This window comes from Acinetobacter endophylla (genome assembly GCF_053543775.1).
On the sequence record NZ_JBLVOM010000240.1, the window covers coordinates 31,050 to 52,605 of the forward strand.

The 21,556-nt window shown below is 42.1% G+C and carries 20 protein-coding genes, 1 tRNA gene and 1 pseudogene; 12 read left to right on the top strand and 10 right to left on the bottom strand.

Annotated elements, in window-relative coordinates; all coding sequences use genetic code 11:
• Positions 1-52 precede the first annotated feature (52 nt).
• Positions 53-1,096, bottom strand: a complete 1,044-nt coding sequence (locus ACNPNW_RS10130) for an NAD(P)H-dependent flavin oxidoreductase (protein WP_253137752.1) — start codon at positions 1,094-1,096, stop codon at positions 53-55.
• Between the two features lie 207 nt (positions 1,097-1,303).
• On the opposite strand from ACNPNW_RS10130, the gene ACNPNW_RS10135 reads away from it, so the two are divergent.
• The 3 genes from ACNPNW_RS10135 to ACNPNW_RS10145 all read left to right on the top strand — a co-directional run bounded on the left by ACNPNW_RS10135 (position 1,304) and on the right by ACNPNW_RS10145 (position 3,915).
• Complete coding sequence (locus ACNPNW_RS10135) at positions 1,304-2,563, top strand: putative DNA modification/repair radical SAM protein (protein WP_005104366.1); 1,260 nt, start codon at positions 1,304-1,306, stop codon at positions 2,561-2,563.
• Positions 2,563-3,342, top strand: a complete 780-nt coding sequence (locus ACNPNW_RS10140) for a TIGR03915 family putative DNA repair protein (RefSeq protein ID WP_420938087.1) — start codon at positions 2,563-2,565, stop codon at positions 3,340-3,342. The genes ACNPNW_RS10135 and ACNPNW_RS10140 overlap by 1 nt, the downstream gene beginning before the upstream one ends.
• 63 nt (positions 3,343-3,405) lie before the next feature.
• Positions 3,406-3,915 carry a hypothetical protein gene (locus ACNPNW_RS10145; protein WP_420938086.1) on the top strand — a complete coding sequence of 170 codons (510 nt, stop codon included), beginning with the start codon at positions 3,406-3,408 and terminating at the stop codon, positions 3,913-3,915.
• A 54-nt stretch (positions 3,916-3,969) separates the two neighbouring features.
• On the opposite strand, the gene ACNPNW_RS10150 is transcribed toward ACNPNW_RS10145, so the two are convergent.
• The 3 genes from ACNPNW_RS10150 to metK form a co-directional block, all read right to left on the bottom strand.
• Positions 3,970-5,181, bottom strand: a complete 1,212-nt coding sequence (locus ACNPNW_RS10150) for a YeeE/YedE family protein (RefSeq protein ID WP_420938085.1) — start codon at positions 5,179-5,181, stop codon at positions 3,970-3,972.
• A 266-nt stretch (positions 5,182-5,447) separates the two neighbouring features.
• On the bottom strand, positions 5,448-5,792 hold the full coding sequence (locus ACNPNW_RS10155) for a hypothetical protein (RefSeq protein WP_004646662.1): 345 nt from the start codon (positions 5,790-5,792) through the stop codon (positions 5,448-5,450).
• A gap of 331 nt (positions 5,793-6,123) precedes the next feature.
• A complete protein-coding gene (gene metK, locus ACNPNW_RS10160) occupies positions 6,124-7,290 on the bottom strand; it encodes a methionine adenosyltransferase (RefSeq protein WP_004646663.1) in 1,167 nt (388 codons plus the stop codon).
• Positions 7,291-7,765: 475 nt separating this feature from the next.
• Between metK and ACNPNW_RS10165 the strand changes: the two genes are divergently transcribed.
• The 5 genes from ACNPNW_RS10165 (at position 7,766) to ACNPNW_RS10185 (ending at position 12,284) form a co-directional block, all read left to right on the top strand.
• On the top strand, positions 7,766-8,149 hold the full coding sequence (locus ACNPNW_RS10165; RefSeq protein ID WP_253144731.1) for a pilin: 384 nt from the start codon (positions 7,766-7,768) through the stop codon (positions 8,147-8,149).
• A 446-nt stretch (positions 8,150-8,595) separates the two neighbouring features.
• The gene (gene tkt / locus ACNPNW_RS10170; protein ID WP_420938084.1) at positions 8,596-10,584 is read left to right on the top strand and encodes a transketolase; all 1,989 of its coding nucleotides are present in this window, start codon (positions 8,596-8,598) and stop codon (positions 10,582-10,584) included.
• A 134-nt stretch (positions 10,585-10,718) separates the two neighbouring features.
• On the top strand, positions 10,719-10,934 hold the full coding sequence (locus tag ACNPNW_RS10175) for a hypothetical protein (protein WP_311203498.1): 216 nt from the start codon (positions 10,719-10,721) through the stop codon (positions 10,932-10,934).
• A 183-nt stretch (positions 10,935-11,117) separates the two neighbouring features.
• On the top strand, positions 11,118-11,567 hold the full coding sequence (locus ACNPNW_RS10180) for a GNAT family N-acetyltransferase (RefSeq protein WP_420938083.1): 450 nt from the start codon (positions 11,118-11,120) through the stop codon (positions 11,565-11,567).
• Positions 11,568-11,696: 129 nt separating this feature from the next.
• Positions 11,697-12,284, top strand: a complete 588-nt coding sequence (locus tag ACNPNW_RS10185) for a YceI family protein (protein WP_034702946.1) — start codon at positions 11,697-11,699, stop codon at positions 12,282-12,284.
• Between the two features lie 46 nt (positions 12,285-12,330).
• Here ACNPNW_RS10185 and ACNPNW_RS10190 read toward each other — a convergent pair whose 3' ends face one another.
• Positions 12,331-13,047, bottom strand: a complete 717-nt coding sequence (locus ACNPNW_RS10190) for a glutamine amidotransferase (protein WP_219309591.1) — start codon at positions 13,045-13,047, stop codon at positions 12,331-12,333.
• Positions 13,048-13,286: 239 nt separating this feature from the next.
• On the opposite strand from ACNPNW_RS10190, the gene yfcF reads away from it, so the two are divergent.
• Entirely contained in the window at positions 13,287-13,928 is a 642-nt protein-coding gene (gene yfcF, locus ACNPNW_RS10195) for a glutathione transferase (RefSeq protein ID WP_253158934.1), read from the top strand.
• Positions 13,929-14,059: 131 nt separating this feature from the next.
• The gene (locus tag ACNPNW_RS10200) at positions 14,060-15,001 is read left to right on the top strand and encodes a cation diffusion facilitator family transporter (RefSeq protein ID WP_420938082.1); all 942 of its coding nucleotides are present in this window, start codon (positions 14,060-14,062) and stop codon (positions 14,999-15,001) included.
• A 23-nt stretch (positions 15,002-15,024) separates the two neighbouring features.
• Here ACNPNW_RS10200 and ACNPNW_RS10205 read toward each other — a convergent pair.
• From ACNPNW_RS10205 to cysS, 5 genes and pseudogenes are all read right to left on the bottom strand, one after another.
• Positions 15,025-15,790, bottom strand: a pseudogene (locus ACNPNW_RS10205) (IS5-like element ISAba31 family transposase).
• 102 nt (positions 15,791-15,892) lie between these two features.
• Complete coding sequence (locus ACNPNW_RS10210) at positions 15,893-16,870, bottom strand: fatty acid desaturase family protein (protein ID WP_420937237.1); 978 nt, start codon at positions 16,868-16,870, stop codon at positions 15,893-15,895.
• A 93-nt stretch (positions 16,871-16,963) separates the two neighbouring features.
• A complete protein-coding gene (locus ACNPNW_RS10215; RefSeq protein WP_448766965.1) occupies positions 16,964-17,752 on the bottom strand; it encodes a hypothetical protein in 789 nt (262 codons plus the stop codon).
• Between the two features lie 192 nt (positions 17,753-17,944).
• Positions 17,945-18,020: transfer RNA gene (locus ACNPNW_RS10220), tRNA-Gly, on the bottom strand.
• 62 nt (positions 18,021-18,082) lie between these two features.
• On the bottom strand, positions 18,083-19,504 hold the full coding sequence (gene cysS, locus ACNPNW_RS10225; RefSeq protein WP_247144201.1) for a cysteine--tRNA ligase: 1,422 nt from the start codon (positions 19,502-19,504) through the stop codon (positions 18,083-18,085).
• Between the two features lie 432 nt (positions 19,505-19,936).
• Here cysS and ACNPNW_RS10230 point away from each other — a divergent pair, with 432 nt between their 5' ends.
• Positions 19,937-20,980, top strand: a complete 1,044-nt coding sequence (locus ACNPNW_RS10230) for a KpsF/GutQ family sugar-phosphate isomerase (protein WP_004279959.1) — start codon at positions 19,937-19,939, stop codon at positions 20,978-20,980.
• 3 nt (positions 20,981-20,983) lie between these two features.
• Positions 20,984-21,523, top strand: a complete 540-nt coding sequence (locus tag ACNPNW_RS10235) for a KdsC family phosphatase (RefSeq protein ID WP_004279958.1) — start codon at positions 20,984-20,986, stop codon at positions 21,521-21,523.
• Positions 21,524-21,556 lie beyond the last annotated feature (33 nt).

The window sequence follows — 21,556 nt, forward strand, 5'->3', positions numbered from 1 at the left end:
TAGATAAATTAAAAACCTCTCCATGTGGAGAGGTTTTTTTATGATTCAAGTATTAAAGATGCTTCATTTCCAGTATGAGCTGGTTAATCAGATCGGAAGCTTCCATTTCACGAATCTGTGCCACGTTCGAACCTGCCCAGAATGCACCATAACCTTGATCCCCATGTTTGGCAGCAGCAGCATGTAATTGCTTGGCCAGATCATAAGTATATGGATAAGCGGGAACATCCAGCCGATCGGGTGTATCCACCTCAATATGCCAGTGGTTAATAATGCCACGTGCAGGACGACCGGAAATACTGGCACTCACCTGAGTGAGTGGCTTGGAAAATAAGGCTTTACGATAGGCATCATTGGCATTAGAAGATTTACACTGCACAAATGCAGTCCCAAGTTGCACGGCATCTGCACCGAAATCCATCATTTGACGCGCTTGCTCACCCGTCATAATCCCGCCTGCCGCTACAATCGGCAAGGAAGAATGCTGTTTGATCAGCTTCACCAGATTGGAGGTTTTGACTGAAGCATCAAACTTGGTCGAGAAAATCCCGCGATGGCCACCAGCCTCAATACCCTGCGCAATAATGATATCAATTCCGGCTGCTTCAATGGCTTTAGCTTCGGCATAATTGGTGGCAGATACCATGGTCAGAATCCCGGCCTGTTTTAGGGCTTGAATCTGATGCGGATGTGGAATCCCAAAATGAAAGCTGACTGCTCGCGGTTTGATTTCTAATACCAGATTCAGAAAGTCATCATTGTCTTTAAAACTCGGATAAATACACTCCAAATGATCTGGTGCCTGAGCGCCATATTCGGCAAATTTATCTTTAAACTGTGCAATCCATGCCTGCGCTACAGCCTCATCTACAGGAACAGTGTCATGACAGAAAAAATTAACCTGAAAAGGGCAATCTGTCAGTTCTTGAGTCTTTAAAATCTGTTGCCGAGCTGCATCAATACTGCTGGCCCCCAGACCCAGTGAACCCAAGCCGCCCTGATTGGACACTTCGGCAGCAAGCTCGGGCGTAGAGACACCTGCCATCGGTGCCAAGAAAATAGGATGTTTAATTCCGAGATTTTCTAATAAAGACATAGATTTGCTCCTTGTTATGCTTTTACTTTGCCTTTGAGCACAAAATTAAGCAAATCATATTGGTTATTTTATTTTGAAATACTGCAGCATGGGTTACGTGTTATTTACATTTCTTGCGACACGCTACGTCGCCAAGAAGATAGAACTTTTATTAGCCTAGAATTGAACACTTTATAATAGCTTTTTGGTCACATATTCTCTGAGCTCATGTCTGATCGTATCCGTGAAAAACTGCAAATTTTAGCCGATGCTGCCAAGTATGATGTGTCTTGTTCATCTAGTGGTAGCAACCGTAAAAATAAAGACAAGGGTGTGGGCAATACCGGGAATGGTATCTGTCATAGTTATACCGAAGATGGCCGCTGTGTGTCCTTATTGAAAATTCTGTTCTCTAATGTCTGTATTTTTGACTGTTCCTATTGTGTTTCGCGCCGTTCCAATGACGTCCAGCGTGCAGCATTTACCGTGCAGGAAGTCGTCGATCTGACCATGAATTTTTATCGGCGTAATTATATTGAGGGGCTGTTTCTCAGTTCGGGAATTTTTAAATCGGCCGATCACACCATGGAACGGATGCTACAGGTGGTCAAAAAACTTAGACTCGAAGAAAACTTTAATGGCTATATCCATCTGAAAACTATTCCGGGTGCATCACAGGAGATCATTACCGAAGCCGGACTGTATGTCGACCGTATGAGTATTAATCTTGAAATGCCGACGGAAGCGGGACTGCAAAAATTTGCGCCTGAGAAAACCCATGCCGAAGTACAAAAAGACTTGGGCATTGTACGCGACCGGTTGATCCAGCTCAAAGATGAACGCAAGCTGATCAAGTCAGTCCCCAAGTTTGTACCTGCCGGACAAACCACACAGATGGTGGTGGGCGCGCATAGTGAAACCGATCAGGATATTATTTTGATGGCTGATCGGCATTACAAGGAATTCAAGCTGAAAAGGGTGTATTTCTCTGGTTATATCCCGATTAATCCTGAAGATAAAGCCTTACCCGCCATCGGTTCAGCACCGCCATTATTAAGAGAAAATCGTCTGTATCAATCTGACTGGCTGATGCGTTTTTATGGCTTTGCTGCTGATGAAATTGTCGATGAGCAGCATCCGAATCTGGAGCTGGATATTGATCCCAAACTCAGTTGGGCCTTGCGTCATCCTGAAGCCTTTCCAGTCGATATTAACCGTGCCGACTATAAAATGATTCTACGGGTACCCGGTATAGGTGTACGTTCTGCCCAGAAAATTGTACAGGCCCGCCGTTTTGGACAGATTCATATTGACCAGCTAAAACGCATGGGCGTGGCTTATAACCGGGCGCAGCATTTTATCCGCTGTGCAGATACACCGAAATTTAAGAAAGATCAGCAGTCCCATCAGATTCGCCAGCAAATTTTGATGTCAGGACAATCCAAATATCAGCAGCAACTTTCACCTCAATTAGGATTGGGTTTCTAGTGGCAAGTTACTGTTTTGATGGCAGCATGACTGGTCTGCTCAGTTGTGTATTTCGTGCTTTCGAGTTTAAAGAATTTAACGTGATAGTGACGGCCAATCCTCAAGCACAAACAGGTTTATTTGATGAATTTATCCATGTGGCCTCTAATGATCAGCATGGGCAGCGGGTGTGGCAGGGATTAAAGCAAAAAGTATCTTCCAGCAGTTTGCGTGCTTTTTACTATACGTTTTTGTCAGAGCAGGAAGCAGCGTTCCAGACTCTTTTTGATTTTGCAGTCTATGTCTTTCAAAACCAGCGTCCAGTCGATAAAGATTATGGTCATACTGCGGTGATCGGCATGTCGCAATGGGCCAAGCAAGTGGGGCGGGAAAAGCATCGTATGGAGGCTTTTGTACGCTTTAAAAAAGCCAAAGATGGTTTGTTTCTGAGTCTGGTCAGACCGGATTTTAATGTCTTGCCGATTATTTCCCGACATTTTCAGGAGCGTTATCAGGATCAAAGCTGGCTGATTTATGACGAGCAGCGTAATTACGGTATTTATTATGATTTAAGGCAGATGCATCAGGTCGAGATGAACGTGGAAATAATCGATCCACAAATCCGGATTGGTCATAGTCAGTCATTCAGTATTGAACTGGATGATCAAGAGCTGCTATATGATCAGCTCTGGAAAGATTATTTCAACAGTGTGAATATTCAGGCGCGCAAGAACATGAAATTGCATATTCAATATGTGCCAAAGCGCTACTGGCGTTATATGAATGAGAAAATACTTTAAACAGTACATCAAACTGCTTTCAGGCATAATAAGTGTCGGTATATTTAAATTGAGTGTATAAACATGAAGGTATGGCTAACGTCATTAGCGCTGCTCACTGGATTAACTGCATGTTCGGAACAACCACAAAAACCGGTCGTAGATCCAGTCAAATATCAGGTTCAGACTGCAGAGGAACTGCAGCAACGTTTTGATGCACTCAATGTCCAGTTAGCCCAAGACTTTCAGAAATTTAAGAAAGTCGAAAGCATTGCTTTCGCGCACCAGTTTCCTTTAGATGTCAATAATCTGCAAAGCTTGAACCAGCATCTTGTCAGCAGTACTGCATTAAAACCCAGTAAAATCGCCTATTGCAATATGATGAATAGTTATTTTTCCGATATGTACCGTTTGGGACATTACAATCTGGAACTGGTCGATGACATTAAACTGCCTAATGCCAAGAATGAAAATTTAAAAACCAATTTCTCTGACGCTGATCATTTTTATACCTTTATTCTGGATCGTTATACGACTTATCGTCAGGTCCAGCAGACCATGGGTTATGGCTGTAATTTAAAAGCCGCACTGTAAAATCTGAATCAAAAAAAGCCCATCAAATTGATGGGCTTTTTTTGATTTTAATCATTAGCAACCGGTTAGTTTTTCAGGCTGCAGTTTCTCATCCGGGAAGAAGATTGGACGAAGTTTTACCCCAATGCCATTGCCGATAAAGGCAAACACCAGCCACAACCAGCCATGCAGACTACCAGAGGCAATCCCACTGAAATATGCGCCGATATTACACCCATAAGCTAAGCGTGCGCCGTAGCCCAGCATTATGCCACCTACAACAGCAGCAATCAGTGAACGTTTTGGAATATTGAAATTCGGCGCAAATTTACCTGCCAAACTTGCTGCCAACAAAGCACCCAGCATGATACCGAAGTTCATCATTGAGGTAATATCAAACCATAATGATTCTGCCAGTGCTTTAGCATTGCCTGCTTTTTGCCAATAATCCCAAGAAGCTACATCAACACCCACAAGCGTAGCACCTTTGGCACCCCAAACAGCGAGTGCAGAGGTCACGCCCCAAGGACGACCTGCCAGTGCCAAAGTAGCAAAGTTGAGTAAGGTCAGGATAATACCGCCCCAAATCAAAGGCCATGGACCACGAATAAAGCGCTTCCAGCCCTGATATTCACTGCGTGGCTCAATTTCCAGGCTGCCATGACGTTTCTTTTCGAAATAAACAGTCGCCGCAGCAATGATGGCAAAAACGATAAAGCTCAACAGCAATCCAGGGAGGACGCCTAAACTTTCTACTAGAGAAATGGGTTTAAGATGCGGAAGGGCAAACCACCAGTCAAGGTGCGAGGTCGCAATCACAGACCCGATACAGAAGAACAAGAGCGTCACCAGCATACGTGCGCTACCGCCACCTACAGTATACAACGTACCTGATGCACAGCCGCCACCAAGTTGCATGCCGATACCGAAAATAAAGGCACCAATCATGACTGACATGGAAACAGGATTAACGTTACCTTTAACTGGGTTGTCGAATAATTCACCTGCACCTAAAGCCGGGAAAAACAGCAGGACCGCCAGAGCGAGCATAATCATTTGTGCACGTAAACCACGGCCGCGACGTTCCTTGATAAAGACACGCCAGCTCGAAGTAAAACCAAATGAAGCATGGTACAGGGTCATGCCCAGTGCACCACCAATCAAGAATAATAGAGCCTGATTTAAGCCTACGATTTGATAGGCACCGATTGTACCTATGATAAGCAAGATAAAAGCTGCCCAGACCGAAATATTCGACCGTTGGGAAGCAGCAACAATGACTGACATGGGAGATTAAATTATTAAAAATAAAGGCTGGTATTCTACTGAATTTCAGTTTAAATGCAGCCCGTTTTGCCGAGTGAATCACAATTAAGTCATTCTAATACTTGATAAGTTTTATCAGTTTATCTGATTTTGTCGACTCATTTAGATAAAAAATGATCCCATCAAGAATTAATGCAATTTCAATTTAGATCATTCGCTATTTAAAATCATCTCTAATAAAAAAGCCTGCAATCGCAGGCTTTTAAACATCAAACTGAATGCTAAAATCAGTTTTCAGCTTTTTCCCGAACGTCTCCCGCACCTTCTTCAACTGCCGCAGCAGTTGCTGCAGTTGCTTTACGTGCTGCTTCCGCAGTGGCATCTGCTGCTCTAGACGTTGCAGCAGCTGCTTCGTCCGCTGCCTGAGCAGTATTTTCTGCGGCATTATCCATTGCTCGTTCGGTTTCTACCGCAGCCTCACGGCTGGCATCTTCCATATCATGGCCGGCTTGATTGGCTGCATTTTCTAAATGCTCACCTGTGGTTGCGCCGGTTTCAGGCGCTTCTTCTTTACTACAGCCGACTAAGGCAACAGTGGTCGCCAAACCTAAAGCAATCAGTAATTTATTCATCGAGTAATATCCTTTTGTTGTTGTAGAGCTGCAATCTAATTTAGCAGCCATTTATTTAGATTTATGCTAGCAAATAGATCAACATTTGTTGATTAACTGTAACTTTTTTCGATACTTATACTGTAATGGCTCAGTCGGAAGTTGTTTTAAGTTTCATGGAATAGTGATATTCACAGAGAGGGGAGCTTCAAAAGTATCATTCGATAGGCAGGTTATAGTATGAAGCTTGGTATTTAGATATTTGTTATCATGAGCCAGAAAAAATTTTAAGAATGAAAAAATAAAAGACATCAAAAAAGCCCGCATGATGCAGGCTTTTTTAAAGAAAAACTTATAGACCAGCAGAGGCTTTAAGCGCTTCCACTTTGTCAGTTTTTTCCCAAGTAAATGCAGTATCAGAACCTTCACGACCGAAGTGACCATAAGCAGCAGTTTGCTTATACATCGGCTGGATCAGGTCAAGCATACGGGTAATGCCATATGGACGTAAGTCGAAATGTTCACGAACCAGTGCAATAATCAATTCTTCAGAGACTTTTGCAGTATTGAAGGTATTGATTGAAATTGAAGTTGGCTCAGCAACACCAATTGCATAAGACACCTGAATTTCACACTTGTCAGCCAAGCCAGCAGCAACGATATTTTTCGCCACATAACGACCTGCGTACGCAGCAGAACGGTCAACTTTAGAGGGATCTTTACCAGAGAAAGCACCACCGCCGTGACGTGCCATACCGCCGTAGGTATCTACGATAATTTTACGGCCAGTTAAACCACAGTCACCTACAGGACCACCGATCACAAACATACCCGTTGGGTTGATGTGGAATTTGGTGTCTGCATGGAACATGTCAGCAGGAATGATTTTTTTCACGATTTCTTCAATCACAGCTTCTTTCAGGTTCGCTTGAGTGATTTCAGGATCATGTTGAGTCGAAAGAACGACAGCATCTAAACGAACTGGTACGCCATTTTCATAAGCAAAAGTTACCTGACTTTTTGCATCTGGGCGTAACCATGGCAAGGTGCCATTACGGCGTAATTCAGCCTGCTTTTCCATTAAGCGATGCGCATATGAAATCGGTGCAGGCATTAATACATCAGTTTCGCGGCTTGCATAACCGAACATTAAACCTTGGTCGCCGGCACCCTGATCTTCAGGTTTCTGGCGGTCTACACCCTGAGCAATTTCAGGTGACTGTTTACCAATCATGTTGATCACGGCACAGGTTGAACCATCAAAACCAAGATCAGAATGGTGATAACCAATTCCGTTTACGGTATGACGTACAATTGCCTCAAAATCAACATTTGCTGTCGTTGTGATTTCACCGGCAAGTACAACCGCACCTGTTTTTACAAGCGTTTCACAAGCAACCCGTGCATATGGGTCTTCTTTTAAGATTGCATCCAAAATAGCGTCACTGATTTGGTCAGCCATTTTATCTGGATGGCCTTCGCTTACAGATTCCGAAGTAAATACAGCGTACTCGCGCATAGTCCTATCACAGTTAATTTTAAAGACCCGATATGTTACATCGAGTTGCGCTCTAGGACTAGCTTAACACGATAAAATTGGTCGAAATTGTTTCAAATTATTGTGTTTTTAATTGATTAATAGAATTAAAAAAATTGATATATCTATTTAGACAGCATTATTGATTGAGGAATATGAAGCAACAATATTTTAATCCATCAGACTGTCATAAAATTAAATGCTTAGATTTCCGATTAAATCTTAAAAAATAGATGATAGAAAAAATACAAAGCTCAAAATTTAAAATTTACTTAAGCAAGTGATCATTACACCAATAAAGCAGATTCAGACTGTGCGCCTTGCGACCAACTGTCTTGTCGATGTTTAAGCGTGTCTTCATATTAGCGCTAAGTCTTCCACATTAGCTGTTTAGGAATGGCGATATCTTTTGCTATGGACTTCTTGTTGGAGCAAGACTGTACGGAGATCAGAAATCATGTATCAAAAGGCATTTACCCTGATTGAAGTGCTGATCGTGCTCATCATCATCGCGATTTTAGTGACGATGGCTTTTATGAGTCATCAAGCTTATGTCGTGCGGAATCAATTAGCAGAAGTGTTTGAGCAGGCTGGAGCATATCGAACCCAGTTCATTGCTTCGGATCAACACTGTGATGCTGGTCGCGAGATTGGTGGTCCTAGCCAATATATCGAAAAAGTGATTATTAATGCCGCGTGCCGGATAGAGTTCAAGATAGGAGAGCAGGGTGTAGATACTGCGATTCGCGGGAAATCAGTCGCTTTTGATGTTCATAGTGGTAAATGTTATTCCACTGATATTCAGCAGCGTTATTTGCCTAAAGACTGTCAGGTTCAATAAGTCTGCCGAAGTATAAAATTAGCCTAAGCAAATTAGATTTTCACCTGTATATCAAACAATCCTGCCAATATTTTATAAAATTTAGTATAAATTACATTATGAATAGATCAGTGAATTGTATAGATTTTCTTTAAAAATAATGATGTGAGACATATAAAATAGAAATAAAATCAGCATAAATTCAATCCTGTTTATCAGCTTGAAATCCAGATACAGAAATTAAAGTCGCTTTTGAAATGCAGGATAATTCAATCTGTAAACCAGTAGAGCGAATCAAAGCCGAAGAAGAAATGTGGAATAATTGTACGATAAGGCAAGAGACACTCAATAAACTGATAAATATTGTTGGTTAGTCTTTACCCCTCGCTGTTTTTTTAAGACAATAGACAGCAGTTTTGAAAGTCTTTTCATCATTTCCTATTTCTGAATATTTTGGACTCTGATTTATGACAACCCCGCTTAATGAACGTCGTATTGCAAACGCAATTCGTGTATTGGCAATGGATGCTGTGCAAAAAGCAAACTCAGGACATCCAGGTGCTCCAATGGGGATGGCAGATATCGCTGATGTGGTTTGGCGTGAATTCATGAACCACAACCCGACCAACCCGAATTGGGCAAACCGTGACCGTTTTGTATTGTCAAATGGCCATGGCTCTATGCTTCAATATGCGCTTCTTCATTTAACGGGCTACGATCTTTCGATTGAAGATCTAAAAGCATTCCGTCAACTTCATTCTAAAACACCTGGTCACCCGGAATTGGGCTATGCGCCAGGAATTGAAACGACGACTGGTCCTTTAGGTCAAGGCATCGCGAATGCTGTTGGTTTTGCACTGGCTGAAAAAACCCTAGCTGCACAATTTAACAAAGACGATATCCAAGTTGTAGATCACTTCACTTACTGCTTCCTTGGCGATGGCTGTTTGATGGAAGGTGTTTCTCACGAAGCATGTTCTTTGGCAGGAACATTGGGTCTGGGCAAATTGATTGCTTACTATGACGACAATGGCATCTCGATTGATGGCGAAGTGGAAGGCTGGTTCTCTGACAATACAGAACAACGCTTCCTGGCGTACGGCTGGCAAGTGATTAAAGTTGATGGCCACGATGCAGATGCAATCCGTCAGGCAACTTTAGAAGCTAAAGCTGAAACTGCTAAACCAACCATCATTATTTGTAAAACTGTGATTGGTCTGGGTTCACCAAACAAGCAAGGTAAAGAAGACAGTCATGGTGCACCACTCGGTCATGACGAAATCGTCTTGACTCGTGAAGCACTAGGCTGGACTGATGAAGCATTTGTAATTCCTGAAGATGTTTACGCAGCTTGGGATGCGAAAGCTAAAGGTGCTGAATCAGAAGCAGCTTGGAACGAAACATTTGCTGCTTATGCTGCAAAATATCCAACTGAAGCCGCTGAGCTTAAACGTCGTTTATCTGGTGAATTACCGGCTGACTTCGTTGCAAAAGCGGATGCGTATATTGCAGAAGTGAATGCCAAAGCTGAAACGATTGCGACGCGTAAAGCAAGCCAAAATGCATTGCAAGCACTTGTTCCATTATTGCCAGAAGTTCTAGGTGGTTCTGCGGATCTTGCAGGTTCTAACCTGACCCTTTGGAAAGGCGCGCAAGGCGTACAGGACAATCCGGCAGGTAACTACGTACACTATGGCGTACGTGAATTCGGTATGACTGCAATCGCGAATGGTGTTGCACTGCATGGTGGTTTCATTCCTTACGTAGCAACATTCCTCATGTTTATGGAATATGCACGTAATGCCGTACGTATGTCTGCATTGATGAAACAGCGCGTGATCCATGTGTATACGCATGACTCAATTGGTCTAGGTGAAGATGGTCCAACGCATCAACCTGTTGAGCAGATCGCATCCCTTCGTGGTACGCCAAATCTAAACACATGGCGTCCATGTGACACCGTTGAAGCAGCAATTTCTTGGAAATCTGCATTAACGCGTGCTGAAGGTCCGACCGCATTGATCTTCTCTCGTCAGAACTTGCCATTCCAAACCCGTACTCAAGCTCAAATTGAGAATGCTGCGAAAGGTGGCTATGTATTGGCTGAAGAAAAAGGTGAATTGAAAGCCATCATTATTGCAACTGGTTCTGAAGTATCTCTGGCTATGGAAGCTTATGCACAGCTTGAAGGCGTGCGTGTAGTATCTATGCCATGTGCTGAAGAATTCATGAAGCAAGATGCAGCTTATCGTGAAGCGGTTCTTCCATCAAACATCCGCGCACGTGTTGCTGTTGAAGCTGCGCATGTAGATTACTGGTGGAAATTTGTGGGTCTTGATGGTCGCGTCATCGGTATGACCACTTATGGTGAATCTGCACCTGCAAAAGATCTGTTCCAGTTCTTCGGGATTACCACTGAAGCAGTGGTAGCAGCTGTAAAAGAGATTACTGCATAATCAACTGATTAGGCGGTTTATTAAAAGGCGCTCCAGTTTTGGGGCGTCTTTTATTTTTTCGCTTTTTAGCGTTGTTTTCATGTGGCAACTGTTAGAAGGTTCTCCCATAGTCGAAATGAAAGAGTGAGAAGAACATGAGCTTGTATGAACAAATTAACGATGAAATTACTTTAATGGATGCAGGCGAACTCAAGTGGATCGGACAGGAGTTAGCTCTTGAAGCGATGGTTGCAGTTGATTTAATGCTGCAAGAATTAGCCGAAGAAAAGGTCATTAAAGTGCGTCGTAAAAATCATGAAAAGACGACTAGCCTAAAACAGGTTGATCGTATTCTGGTTGAAAAACTTTAATAGAAAATACTAAAAGTCCCTGAGCGGGGCTTTTTTTATATCGGATGATTTTCATCTGGCAGTTGCTTATGAACATTAGATAAGATAAATCTAAGTTTATGTCATCATAAAAACTTAATGACTTATATCGTAAGTAATTGACTTAAAGATAATTAAATACATAAACCAAAGAAGTTACTCAATATGGAAATATCATCCCAGATCAAATCTTTAGAGCAAATATCACAGCCAGAATGGCTATTTTTATGGCAAGACTATCAACGCTTTTATCATACCCAAATTTCGGATGAGGTAAGTAAAAATACCTGGGATAAATTAACCAATTATGAGCTAGATTCAATGTACGGTTTTGCGGCGCTGATAGATGGAAAGGTCGTTGGGATTGTGCATGTCATCGAACATAACAGTAGCTGGACAGTAAGACCTTATACCTATTTGCAGGATCTATTTACCCATCCGGACTATCGCGGACAAGGCGTGGCGCGCAAGCTGATTCAACATGTCTATCAGGTCGCGCAGCAGCGTAATTGCGACCGGGTTTACTGGCTGACTCAGGAATCAAACCATCAGGCACAAGCGTTGTATAACAAAGTCGCCAAGAAAACAGGATTCATTCAGTACCGTATGGATTAAAGCTCAAAAATTAAAAAAATAACTTACAATTTTATCGTTTCATCGCTGCAACAAAACGTTTTATCTTTAGGGCTGTAAACGGTTCCAGATTCTATACACTTAATTACATCCAAAACGTGAGATAAAAACATGAATTTCAAAACATTAGCATTAGGCTTGGCGGTCGCATCTGTAGCAACAGTTTCTATGGCAAAACCAGTGGCCTATACGATTGACCCGACTCATTCAGCAACTGTTTTCTCTTGGAGCCACTTTGGTTTCTCTACGCCATCTGCAAACTTCAGTGACATCCAAGGCACCATTAATGTTGATAATGAAAAACCTGCGAATTCTTCGGTCAATGTGAACATCCCGGTTGCAAGCATTAATACGAATGTGAAAGCACTGGATGACCATATTAAGACAGCAGAATTTTTTGATGTTGCCAAATATCCGAATATTACTTTTAAAAGTACTAAAGTTCAGGCTTTAGGCAAAAACAAATATAAAATCACCGGCAACTTAACCGTGAAAGATGTCACTAAACCTGTGGTACTGGATGCAGTTTTAAATAAACAAGGCGTACATCCAATGACTAAATTACAAACGATTGGTTTCAATGCAACCACTTCATTTAACCGTTCAGCCTTTGGGGTAGGCGGTTATGTTCCAAATGTGGGCGATAAAATTACAGTAAACATTACTACCGAGGCTTCTGTACCTGCTCCGAAAAAGTAAAAATGACAAATAAAAAAGCACCCAGTTGGGTGCTTTTTTATTACGGTTATTTAAGTTGCAGGTTTTCTAAATAATGCATCAATACCGAACTGGCTGCCTGTTCAAGCGCGGGTGCATAGCTTTGATGATCCGCCCGCAAGGCAGGGATATTGATCTGGGCTTTGCGTAACTCACAGGTATGTCCAATCAGCCATTTCTCTAAACTTTCACTGGCCACTTCAGCATGGAATTGTAGTGCTAGAATGTTCTGTCCTACCCGAAAGGCCTGATTTGGATAAAGATCAGAGCTGGCCAGCAATTCAGCCTGTTCAGGTAGGTCAAAGGTATCACCATGCCAATGCAGGACGTCAATATCATCCAGAGCTTTTAGTGGATTATTTTCAATAGAAGCAAGACTGAGTTTAGACCAGTCAATTTCCTTTACATCTCCTGGATAGACTTCAGCATCCAATGCAGCAGCAATTAATTGCGCACCTAAACAGATGCCTAATGTCGGTAAATTCTTTTGCAGGCGAACTTTAAGTAAGTCTATTTCCTGTTGTAAAAAAGGATAATCCTCAGTTTCATAGACTGCAATCGGGCCACCGAGAATGACTGTTAATCCGGGATGTTCAAAAGCCTTAGTGAGATCATCGATACCGGCTTCGAAATAACGCACACGTAAGCCGAGCTGATAAAAAATATCTTCCCAAGCGCCTAAGTCTTCAAAAGCGAGATGTTGAATGGCATAAACGGTATCGGGGAGGTGGGCTAAGTTCAGCATAGTTTTTTGATATCAAGAGAATGATTTAATTTAACGTGAATCAAAAGCAAAATAAAAGGCTTTATCTACCGATCCTGTGCAAAATAGAAAATAATGAATATCGCTTCGCTATCGGCAACTGTATAAACATTTTTGTGTGATTGCTACATGAAGCGGGTCATTTTCCTTTTATATAGGAAAGAGAGTAGAGTAAGGCTGCCGTACTGAATAAAAACAACAAGCCTATCAGGATCAAGGATATGCAAAATATAAGTTTATATGTCGATAAAAACAGAATCAGCCCTTATGCCATGTCGGTCTATGTTGCCTTAAAAGAAAAGGGTTTAGATTTTCAGGAAATAGTGGTCGATTTAGATCAGCAGCAACAGAAATCTGAGGCTTATCAAGCCATTTGCCCAAGTGCTAAAGTTCCGTGTTTAACGCTAGATCATTTTAGTCTGTTTGAATCATGGGCAATCACTGAATACTTGGAGGATGTCTTTCCAGCACCTAATTATCCGGCATTATATCCAAAGGAAATTCAGGCCAGAGCCAAATGTCGCGCCCTACAAGCCTTGGTCAAAACCGATTTTATGCAAATCCGCCAGCAAATGCCTTCTGATTCGGTATTTCATCCAGCAAAAATATCTACACCTCTTACAGCTCCGATCACTGAAGAAATTCAGCGCTTGGTGAATGTGGCAGAACATATGCTGGAGGACATATGGTTGACTGAACACTGGTCCATTGCAGACTTTGATTTGGCCTTTATTTTGCATCGTCTGCTGAGTCATCAGGTGAAACTTCCTGTGAAAATAATAGAATATGTCGAGCGTAATTTTAAGCGTGCTTCGGTACAGGCGTGGCTGGCAGAGCATGAAAAAGCTAAAACTTTAATTTAATGCCGACTGATAAAACAGTTCATAAAAAACCTACTTAAATATATAAAATTCAAGCGTAATATGAATCAGAAGAAAACTTGAAAAGATGCTGAGGATATAGTCCTCATTGAATAAGAAGGAAGGAGTGGCCGGTGGGGAATTCACATCATCATGAACATAGTCATGTCGCCGTGACTGCAAAAAATGCCAAAAAATTATCAATAGCGTTGGCATTAACCACGACTTTTTTAATTGTGGAAGTGATTGCTGGTTTTCTAACTCAAAGTTTGGCCTTACTTTCTGATGCTGCGCATATGTTTACCGATGCTGCTGCATTGGCTATTGCTTTAGTCGCTATCAAAATTGGACAAAAACCGGCAGACAATAAACGGACATTTGGTTATCAGCGTTTTGAAATTCTGGCTGCCCTGTTTAATGCCGTGATGCTATTTGTGGTTGCGATTTATATTTTGTTTGAAGCTTATCAGCGTTTGAGTCATCCGCCGGAAATCCAGAGCTTGGGCATGATGAGCGTGGCCACCTTGGGGCTAATCATTAATCTGATTTCCATGAAAATTCTGGTATCCAGCAGTCAGGAAAGCCTCAATGTCAAAGGCGCTTATCTGGAAGTGCTGAGTGATGCGTTGGGATCTGTAGGCGTGATTATTGGAGCGCTAGTGATTTATTTCACCGGCTGGATGTGGATAGATACACTCATTGCAGTATTAATCGGATTTTGGGTATTGCCAAGAACCTGGGTTTTGCTGAAACAGAGCATCAATATTCTGCTTGAAGGTGTGCCGGAGGAAATTGATATTGAAAAATTACGTCACGATCTCTTGGCGCTTGACGGGGTCCAGGATATTCATCAGCTCAAGGTCTGGGCGATTACTTCCAAAAAAGTCATGCTGACAGTGCATCTGGTTGCGCCGAATGTGGATTATCGGAAACTGCGTCATCAAGCTTTCGAGATGCTCCACCATGAGCATCATATTACCGAGATGACCTTGCAGATCGAAGCGGAAGATTGTCCGCCGGAACATCGGGGACAATCCTCACATCCGCATTCACATGCCGAAAGCCATCAGCATTGAAATTGAATAGGGTCTGTTGACATTTACTGTTCATAATTAACCCTATAAAGGTAGCCATAAAAATATACAGGCTAAAGCAACAGAACTTTGATAATTTCTTTTGAGCTTGTCATATCGAGTAGCTATTCCTCTAAATTGCTTTAATCTACAAAACATATTTTCAACTAAATGCCTGATTTTATATGAATACCAGTCCATATGGTCATTGTTCGATTGGCTATTTGTTTTCTTTGGTATATTCGCTTTAGTCCCTGTTTTCCTGATCTGTTCACGCAGTGGTTCTGAATCATAGCCTTTATCTGCACATACCACTTTTGTCTCTTTTAAATCTAATGTTGATATTAAATCAGGTGCAACTTTAACATCATGTGTGGTTCCATCGGTAATCACGAAATCAATAGGATTGCCATGTGCATCAACAATCAAATGTATTTTTGAGGAGTTTCCTCCTACACTTTTAGAAATAGATTGATTCGCTATGCCGGCAGAATGTTGATGAGCACGTACATGAGAGCCATCAATAAAAATCCACTCCATATCGGGGCATGAGGCTAGTAATTTGAATAATCTAAGTAACTTACCGCTGCTTGACCAACGATTAAAACGTTTGAAAATAGAGTTTGAATGACCAAAACAAGAAGGAATATCTCGCCACGGACAGCCTGTTCTAATTCTATAGAGAATAGCTTCAATAAAATTGCGTAAATTTGAGTTGTGGTGAATGGATAAATTACGCAGAATAACTTTCAACTTTTGCCAGTGTTGATCTGTCAGCATGGTACGAGGCATAGCGAATAGTAAAATTGGGTTTGGCGATTTGATTTTACTACTTCGCTATTTTTTTAAGCTAAAAGTGTCAACACACCCTAGTCTCAGCAGCAGAAATATTTTTTATTTTTTTAAAAGTGAGCGAATCACATCCAGATAACTTGGCGGAGCATCGACATACTGACGCTCCCTTAATATCTGGTGCATTCTCGCCAGCTTTTGATGCGGAACAGAGGCCATCAAATGATGTTCAATATGATAGTTCACATGAATCGGGGCAACCAAAGCACGTGCCAACCAACCTGCACGAGTAGTTCGGGTATTGCTAAGGGCAGAATGACTGGTTTCTAGGCCCGCATGCTCAGCCATGGCGCGGATGCGGATGAACAAAGGAAATGGAGTGATATAGGCGAGAGGCCATAATAAATACAGTTTAGGATGTCCGCTGGCCCACAGTGCAGAAAAAATTGCTGCATTTGAGATGAGCATACCGGAACTATTCTTAAACAGATTTTTTGCTAACTCTAAATTGCTGCGATCACCACGCGGAATTGGCTTGGGGTCATTGGAAACGCTCCATTCCAGTAATTCAAGATCCATTAATACTCGACCTGCAAGGAACTTAAGTCCAGATTGCCCATTCAGGTCACGGAAGAATTTCCTGAATAGTGAGCTTTGAGTAATGGGGAAATTTTTTACCAACCCCAGGTCAGGATCATCTGGCTGCGAGGTTTTAGCATGATGTTTTAGATGATAAGGACGATACTTGCTGACATCATTCCAGATCGGGCGTGCACAGAGCCAGTCAGTCAAATGAGTGTTCAACCATTTGGTTTTAAATAGACTATGGTGCGAAGCATCATGCATCAGTATGGCCAGCGCAAGTTGTCGGCCAGCCAAAATGGCCAATGCCAGCGCGGACATCAGGACTTTTCCCCACGTAGGTAAATATTCCCAGCTATAGGCTACCGTGCCAAAGGTCATGACAATTACGGTCCAGGTTGAACCTACTGCCCAGGCACCGTGCAAGTCTGAGGTCGTGGTGAGTTCTTTAATTTCATCACGACTAAAAAGTTCTGTGACACTGACCTTGCTGTTCATTCTTCTGCCTATATTTAGTTCTTATTGCTTTATTCAATATATTTGGATGAAATATTACAGTCAATTTATTTTTGTGTATAAAAAAGAAATAAATTAGACCCCTTGGTCTTTAAAATAGTGTTGCCATAAAAGTTGACCCTGTTTTTCTATTTTGCGGACTGCGAGCTCAAATTGTTGTCGGGCATCGGTGTCTATCCATTCTGCAGGAAGCAAAGGATCAGCACGTAAACTAAACAGGGCAGATTTACCTAGATAAAAGGCACTTTTTGCAGCCTCTGCTAAAGTCAGATTTTGGTAATTTTCAAACCAGTCGTTAATATCATGCTGTACTGCATGATAGGTCTGATGTAGCTCTTCGATATCCCATAAATCACGAATTTCGGTTTCACTTTCCAGTTGACTGACTTGGAAAAAACGTGCGTCAGGATCTAATCCAAACTGGATTACAGCTGTTTTTAATGGACTTAGATTTAGCGTTAAATTATCGGGACGAATAAAAACATTTTGCTCTAGTTCCTGAAAACCATAATAACGCAGCGCTTTTTCTCTTTTATATAAGGCGGTACGGTCTACACGTCCCAAAGTGCCGGTATAGACCAATACATATTTTCCGTTCCATGTGGTCGCCGTTTGCATATCAGGGTGTTTGTTTAAGCTGATAAGAGAAGTATCGAATTTTTTCTCTAGCAATTGATACACGCCGCGTTCCACAGCTTGAATGAAATTTTCCTGATTTAATCGAGCCACAGCTACACGGATACCATTGTCAGAAATCCCCAATAATTCAGCAGCTGTTAATATCCGCTTAATAGTCAAGGTTGAGTTCTTAGAAGCGTAGAGTAAGTCTAAAACAAGATGACGAGCATTCAATTTATAAGTCATGAAACGATATCGTTATGAAAGGGATTGAAAGTTTTAAAGTTTATCCACAATAGCACTTTGTCATGAATAACCCAAAAAAATTGTCAGGGTAAAAGAGGATGAATAAGTGATTTGAGATATACATTTTATTAATAAATTTTTTTCAAACACAATAAAAAAACCCTTATCTTTCGATAAGGGTTTTTCGTATTCTGGAGCGGGAAAGGAGACTCGAACTCCCGACCCCAACCTTGGCAAGGTTATGCTCTACCAACTGAGCTATTCCCGCAATGAGGTGGATTATAGAGAATTCCACAGCAGTGTCAACTCCCTATAAATCTGTTTGATTAATTAATCAGCACGACGCCAAACTGTACCTTGACGGGTATCCTCAAGTACCACGCCTTGATCAAGTAAAGATTGACGAATCTCATCCGCACGTGCGAACTCTTTGGCTTTCTTGGCATCCTGACGCTGTTGAATCAAATCTTCAATTTGTTCAGGTGATAGTACCAATGCTTCCTGACCAATGTCAGACTTGAGGAACTCTTCTACGTCTTGCCGTACCAGACCGAGAATATTGGTCAGGTAACGCAAAGTTGCATAATAAATCGCTGCCTGTTCTGCATTTTCTTCTTTCACCGCACGATTCAGCTCTTTATTGATTTCGAACAATACCGCAATCGCTTCAGGCGTATTGAAATCATCACGCATAGCGGTATTAAAGCGTTCAACTAAAGCCTCATCCAGAGTTTCAATCAGATGATCACCATAAACCGCCTGATAGGTTTTAAATGAGTGATAGAAACGAGACAAGGTATTTTTTGCTTCTTTTAAGGCAACATCCGAGTAATTCACCGGGCTACGATAGTGTGAAGACACAATAAAATAACGTACCACTTCCGGATGGAATTTTTCAATCACGTCGCGAATGGTGAAGAAATTGCCTAAAGACTTCGACATTTTCTCGCCATCGACATTAATAAATCCGGCATGCATCCAGTAATTGACATACTGTTCGCCAGTAGATGCTTCAGATTGTGCAATTTCATTTTCATGGTGCGGGAAGGTCAGATCAGCACCGCCGCCATGAATATCGAAATGATTGCCTAGGCAGCAGGTCGACATTGCTGAACATTCAATATGCCAGCCTGGACGGCCATTGCCCCAAGGTGATGCCCATGACGGTTCATTTTCCTTGGCATGTTTCCAGAGGACAAAGTCAAACGGGTGTTTCTTTTCAACTTCGACGTCGACACGTTCAGACGCACCGGCTTGCATATCTTCCAGTTTACGGCCAGAAAGACGACCGTATTTGGCGAATTTTTCGACCTCAAAGTAGACATCACCATTATTGGAAGGATAAGCCGTACCTTTGTTGACCAGGTTGCCGATCATATCTTGCATTTGATCGATGTAATCTGTCGCTTTAGGTGCAACATCAGGTGCAAGGCAGCCCAGTTTGGCAAAGTCTTCATTCATCGCATCAATAAAGCGACCTGTTAATTCTGAGATACTTTCGCCATTTTCATTGGCACGTTTAATAATTTTGTCGTCAATATCCGTAATATTGCGCACATATTTGACCTTCCAGCCTTGGCTACGCAGGAAACGGATAATATAGTCAAATGCAACCACTGTACGTGCATGTCCAATATGACAGTAGTCATAAACCGTCATACCACAGACATACAGATCAATTTGACCTTCAACACGAGGTACGAATTCTACTTTTTTGCGTTGCTCTGAGTTATATAGAACAAATGGTTGCATAGCTGTTCAAAAGACTTCAAATAAAAGGATGAATCATCTTAACCTAAGCATAATTATTCATAAAGATAAAAGCGTAAAAAGCCTCAGTTATTTAGGGGAGTTAGGCGACGAGAGCGATTTATAAAGAAGAGGTTCAGGAAGTGAAATGGCGATATTGAGCTTACATTTTCAGAGACAGTATCCGTCAGGGTAATTGAGTTAAATTGAAATGAGGATGATTTAGTATGAATCCCATTCATTGAGACGAGAGTGAGGATATTCTAATAAAAAATAAAAATAAGCACATTCTACAGTTTTAAAAATGGAGTGAATGTAGAGGCGGAGATACCAGATTGCGCAAGTTGAATACAATCTGAATATATTAAAAATCCGTCGAATCTTCTACATTTAGAAAGCTTACAATTGCATAGCTATGCTAAAATTGCGAAAATTATGCCCATCAAACCAGAGTTTTTCTCTGTCCTTAGCGTAGGTAAACAGGCTTTGAATCCACAAAAAACAGCGAATCAACTAGATTTCCAGAAAGTCGCACTTGAAACACTGCGCATCGAAGAAAATGCACTACAGATTTTAGCAACACAGATTGATGACCGTTTTAGCCGGGCATGTGAAATTATTCTACAGTGTACTGGCCGTCTGGTGATTACCGGAATGGGCAAGTCAGGTCATATTGGCCGTAAAATGGCGGCGACCTTTGCTTCGACCGGAACACCGTCGTTCTTTATGCATCCGGGTGAAGCCGGTCATGGCGACTTGGGTATGCTGGTGGCTGGTGATGTGCTGATTGCGATTTCAAACTCGGGCAAGAGTGATGAAATCATGATGTTGATGCCACTCATCAAACATCTGGAAATTCCGCTGATTACCATCAGTGGTGATGATCGTGGTCCAATGCCACAAAATGCTGATGTAGCTTTGACGTTGGGTAATATCCAAGAAGCCTGTCCACTGGGTTTAGCGCCGACATCGTCAACGACGGCAACATTGGCTTTGGGTGATGCTTTGGCGGTGGCTTTACTGGACGCTCGCGGCTTTACCTCAGATGATTTTGCACGCTCACATCCTGCAGGTGCGCTGGGTAAGCGTCTGTTATTGCACGTGAAGCATCTGATGCGTACTGGCGCAGATTTACCTAAAGTCTCGCCAGATACCGCCATGAATAAAGTATTGTACGAAATTTCCAACAAGCGCTTGGGCTTAACCACAGTCGTCGATGAAAATGATGTGTTGCTGGGGATTTTTACCGATGGTGACTTGCGTCGCTTGATTGATAAGCAGCAAGGTTTTGATGTCAATCTGGCTATTCAGGACGTGATGACCAAAAATCCGTTGACCATTTCTCAGGAAGCACGTGCAGTGGTCGCACTGGAACGTATGAATGAACATAAAATTAATCAATTTGTAGTTGTTGATGATGCCAATAAAGTCATTGGCGTGATTAGTATGCATGACCTGATTCAGGCTGGGGTAAATTAATAAATGGCATCTTATGTATTATTAGAACAGGCACGTCATATTGCAGCACTGGTGCTTGATGTAGATGGTATTTTAAGTGATGGCTTTGTAACGCTGACCAATACTGGCGATGAGATCAAATCCTTTGACATTCGTGATGGTCTGGGCATGAAACTGGTTCAGCAGGCGGGAATCAAGGTGATTATTATCACCGGACGTAAAAGCAATATCGTAGAAAAGCGTATGTCGGATCTGGGTGTTGATTTGGTCTATCAGGGGCGTGAAGATAAAGGTACAGCACTTCGTGAAGCCTGTGCGCAGCTCAATATAGATCCTGAAGATTGCCTGTACATGGGCGATGACTGGCCTGATCTGTCTGCTTTTGCCATTGCCGGCATGAAAGTGACCGTGCCGAATGGTCATGTCGAAGTTCGCCGCCGTGCCGATCTGGTGACTCAGGCGCAGGGTGGACGTGGTGCGGTGCGTGAAATCTGCGATATGCTGTTAATGTCCAAAGGCATGTACCAAGAGTTACTTGAAAAATATACTCGTGCGCCTTATTAATAAGTCATATCTTTTGGATTAAGTACACCGCTT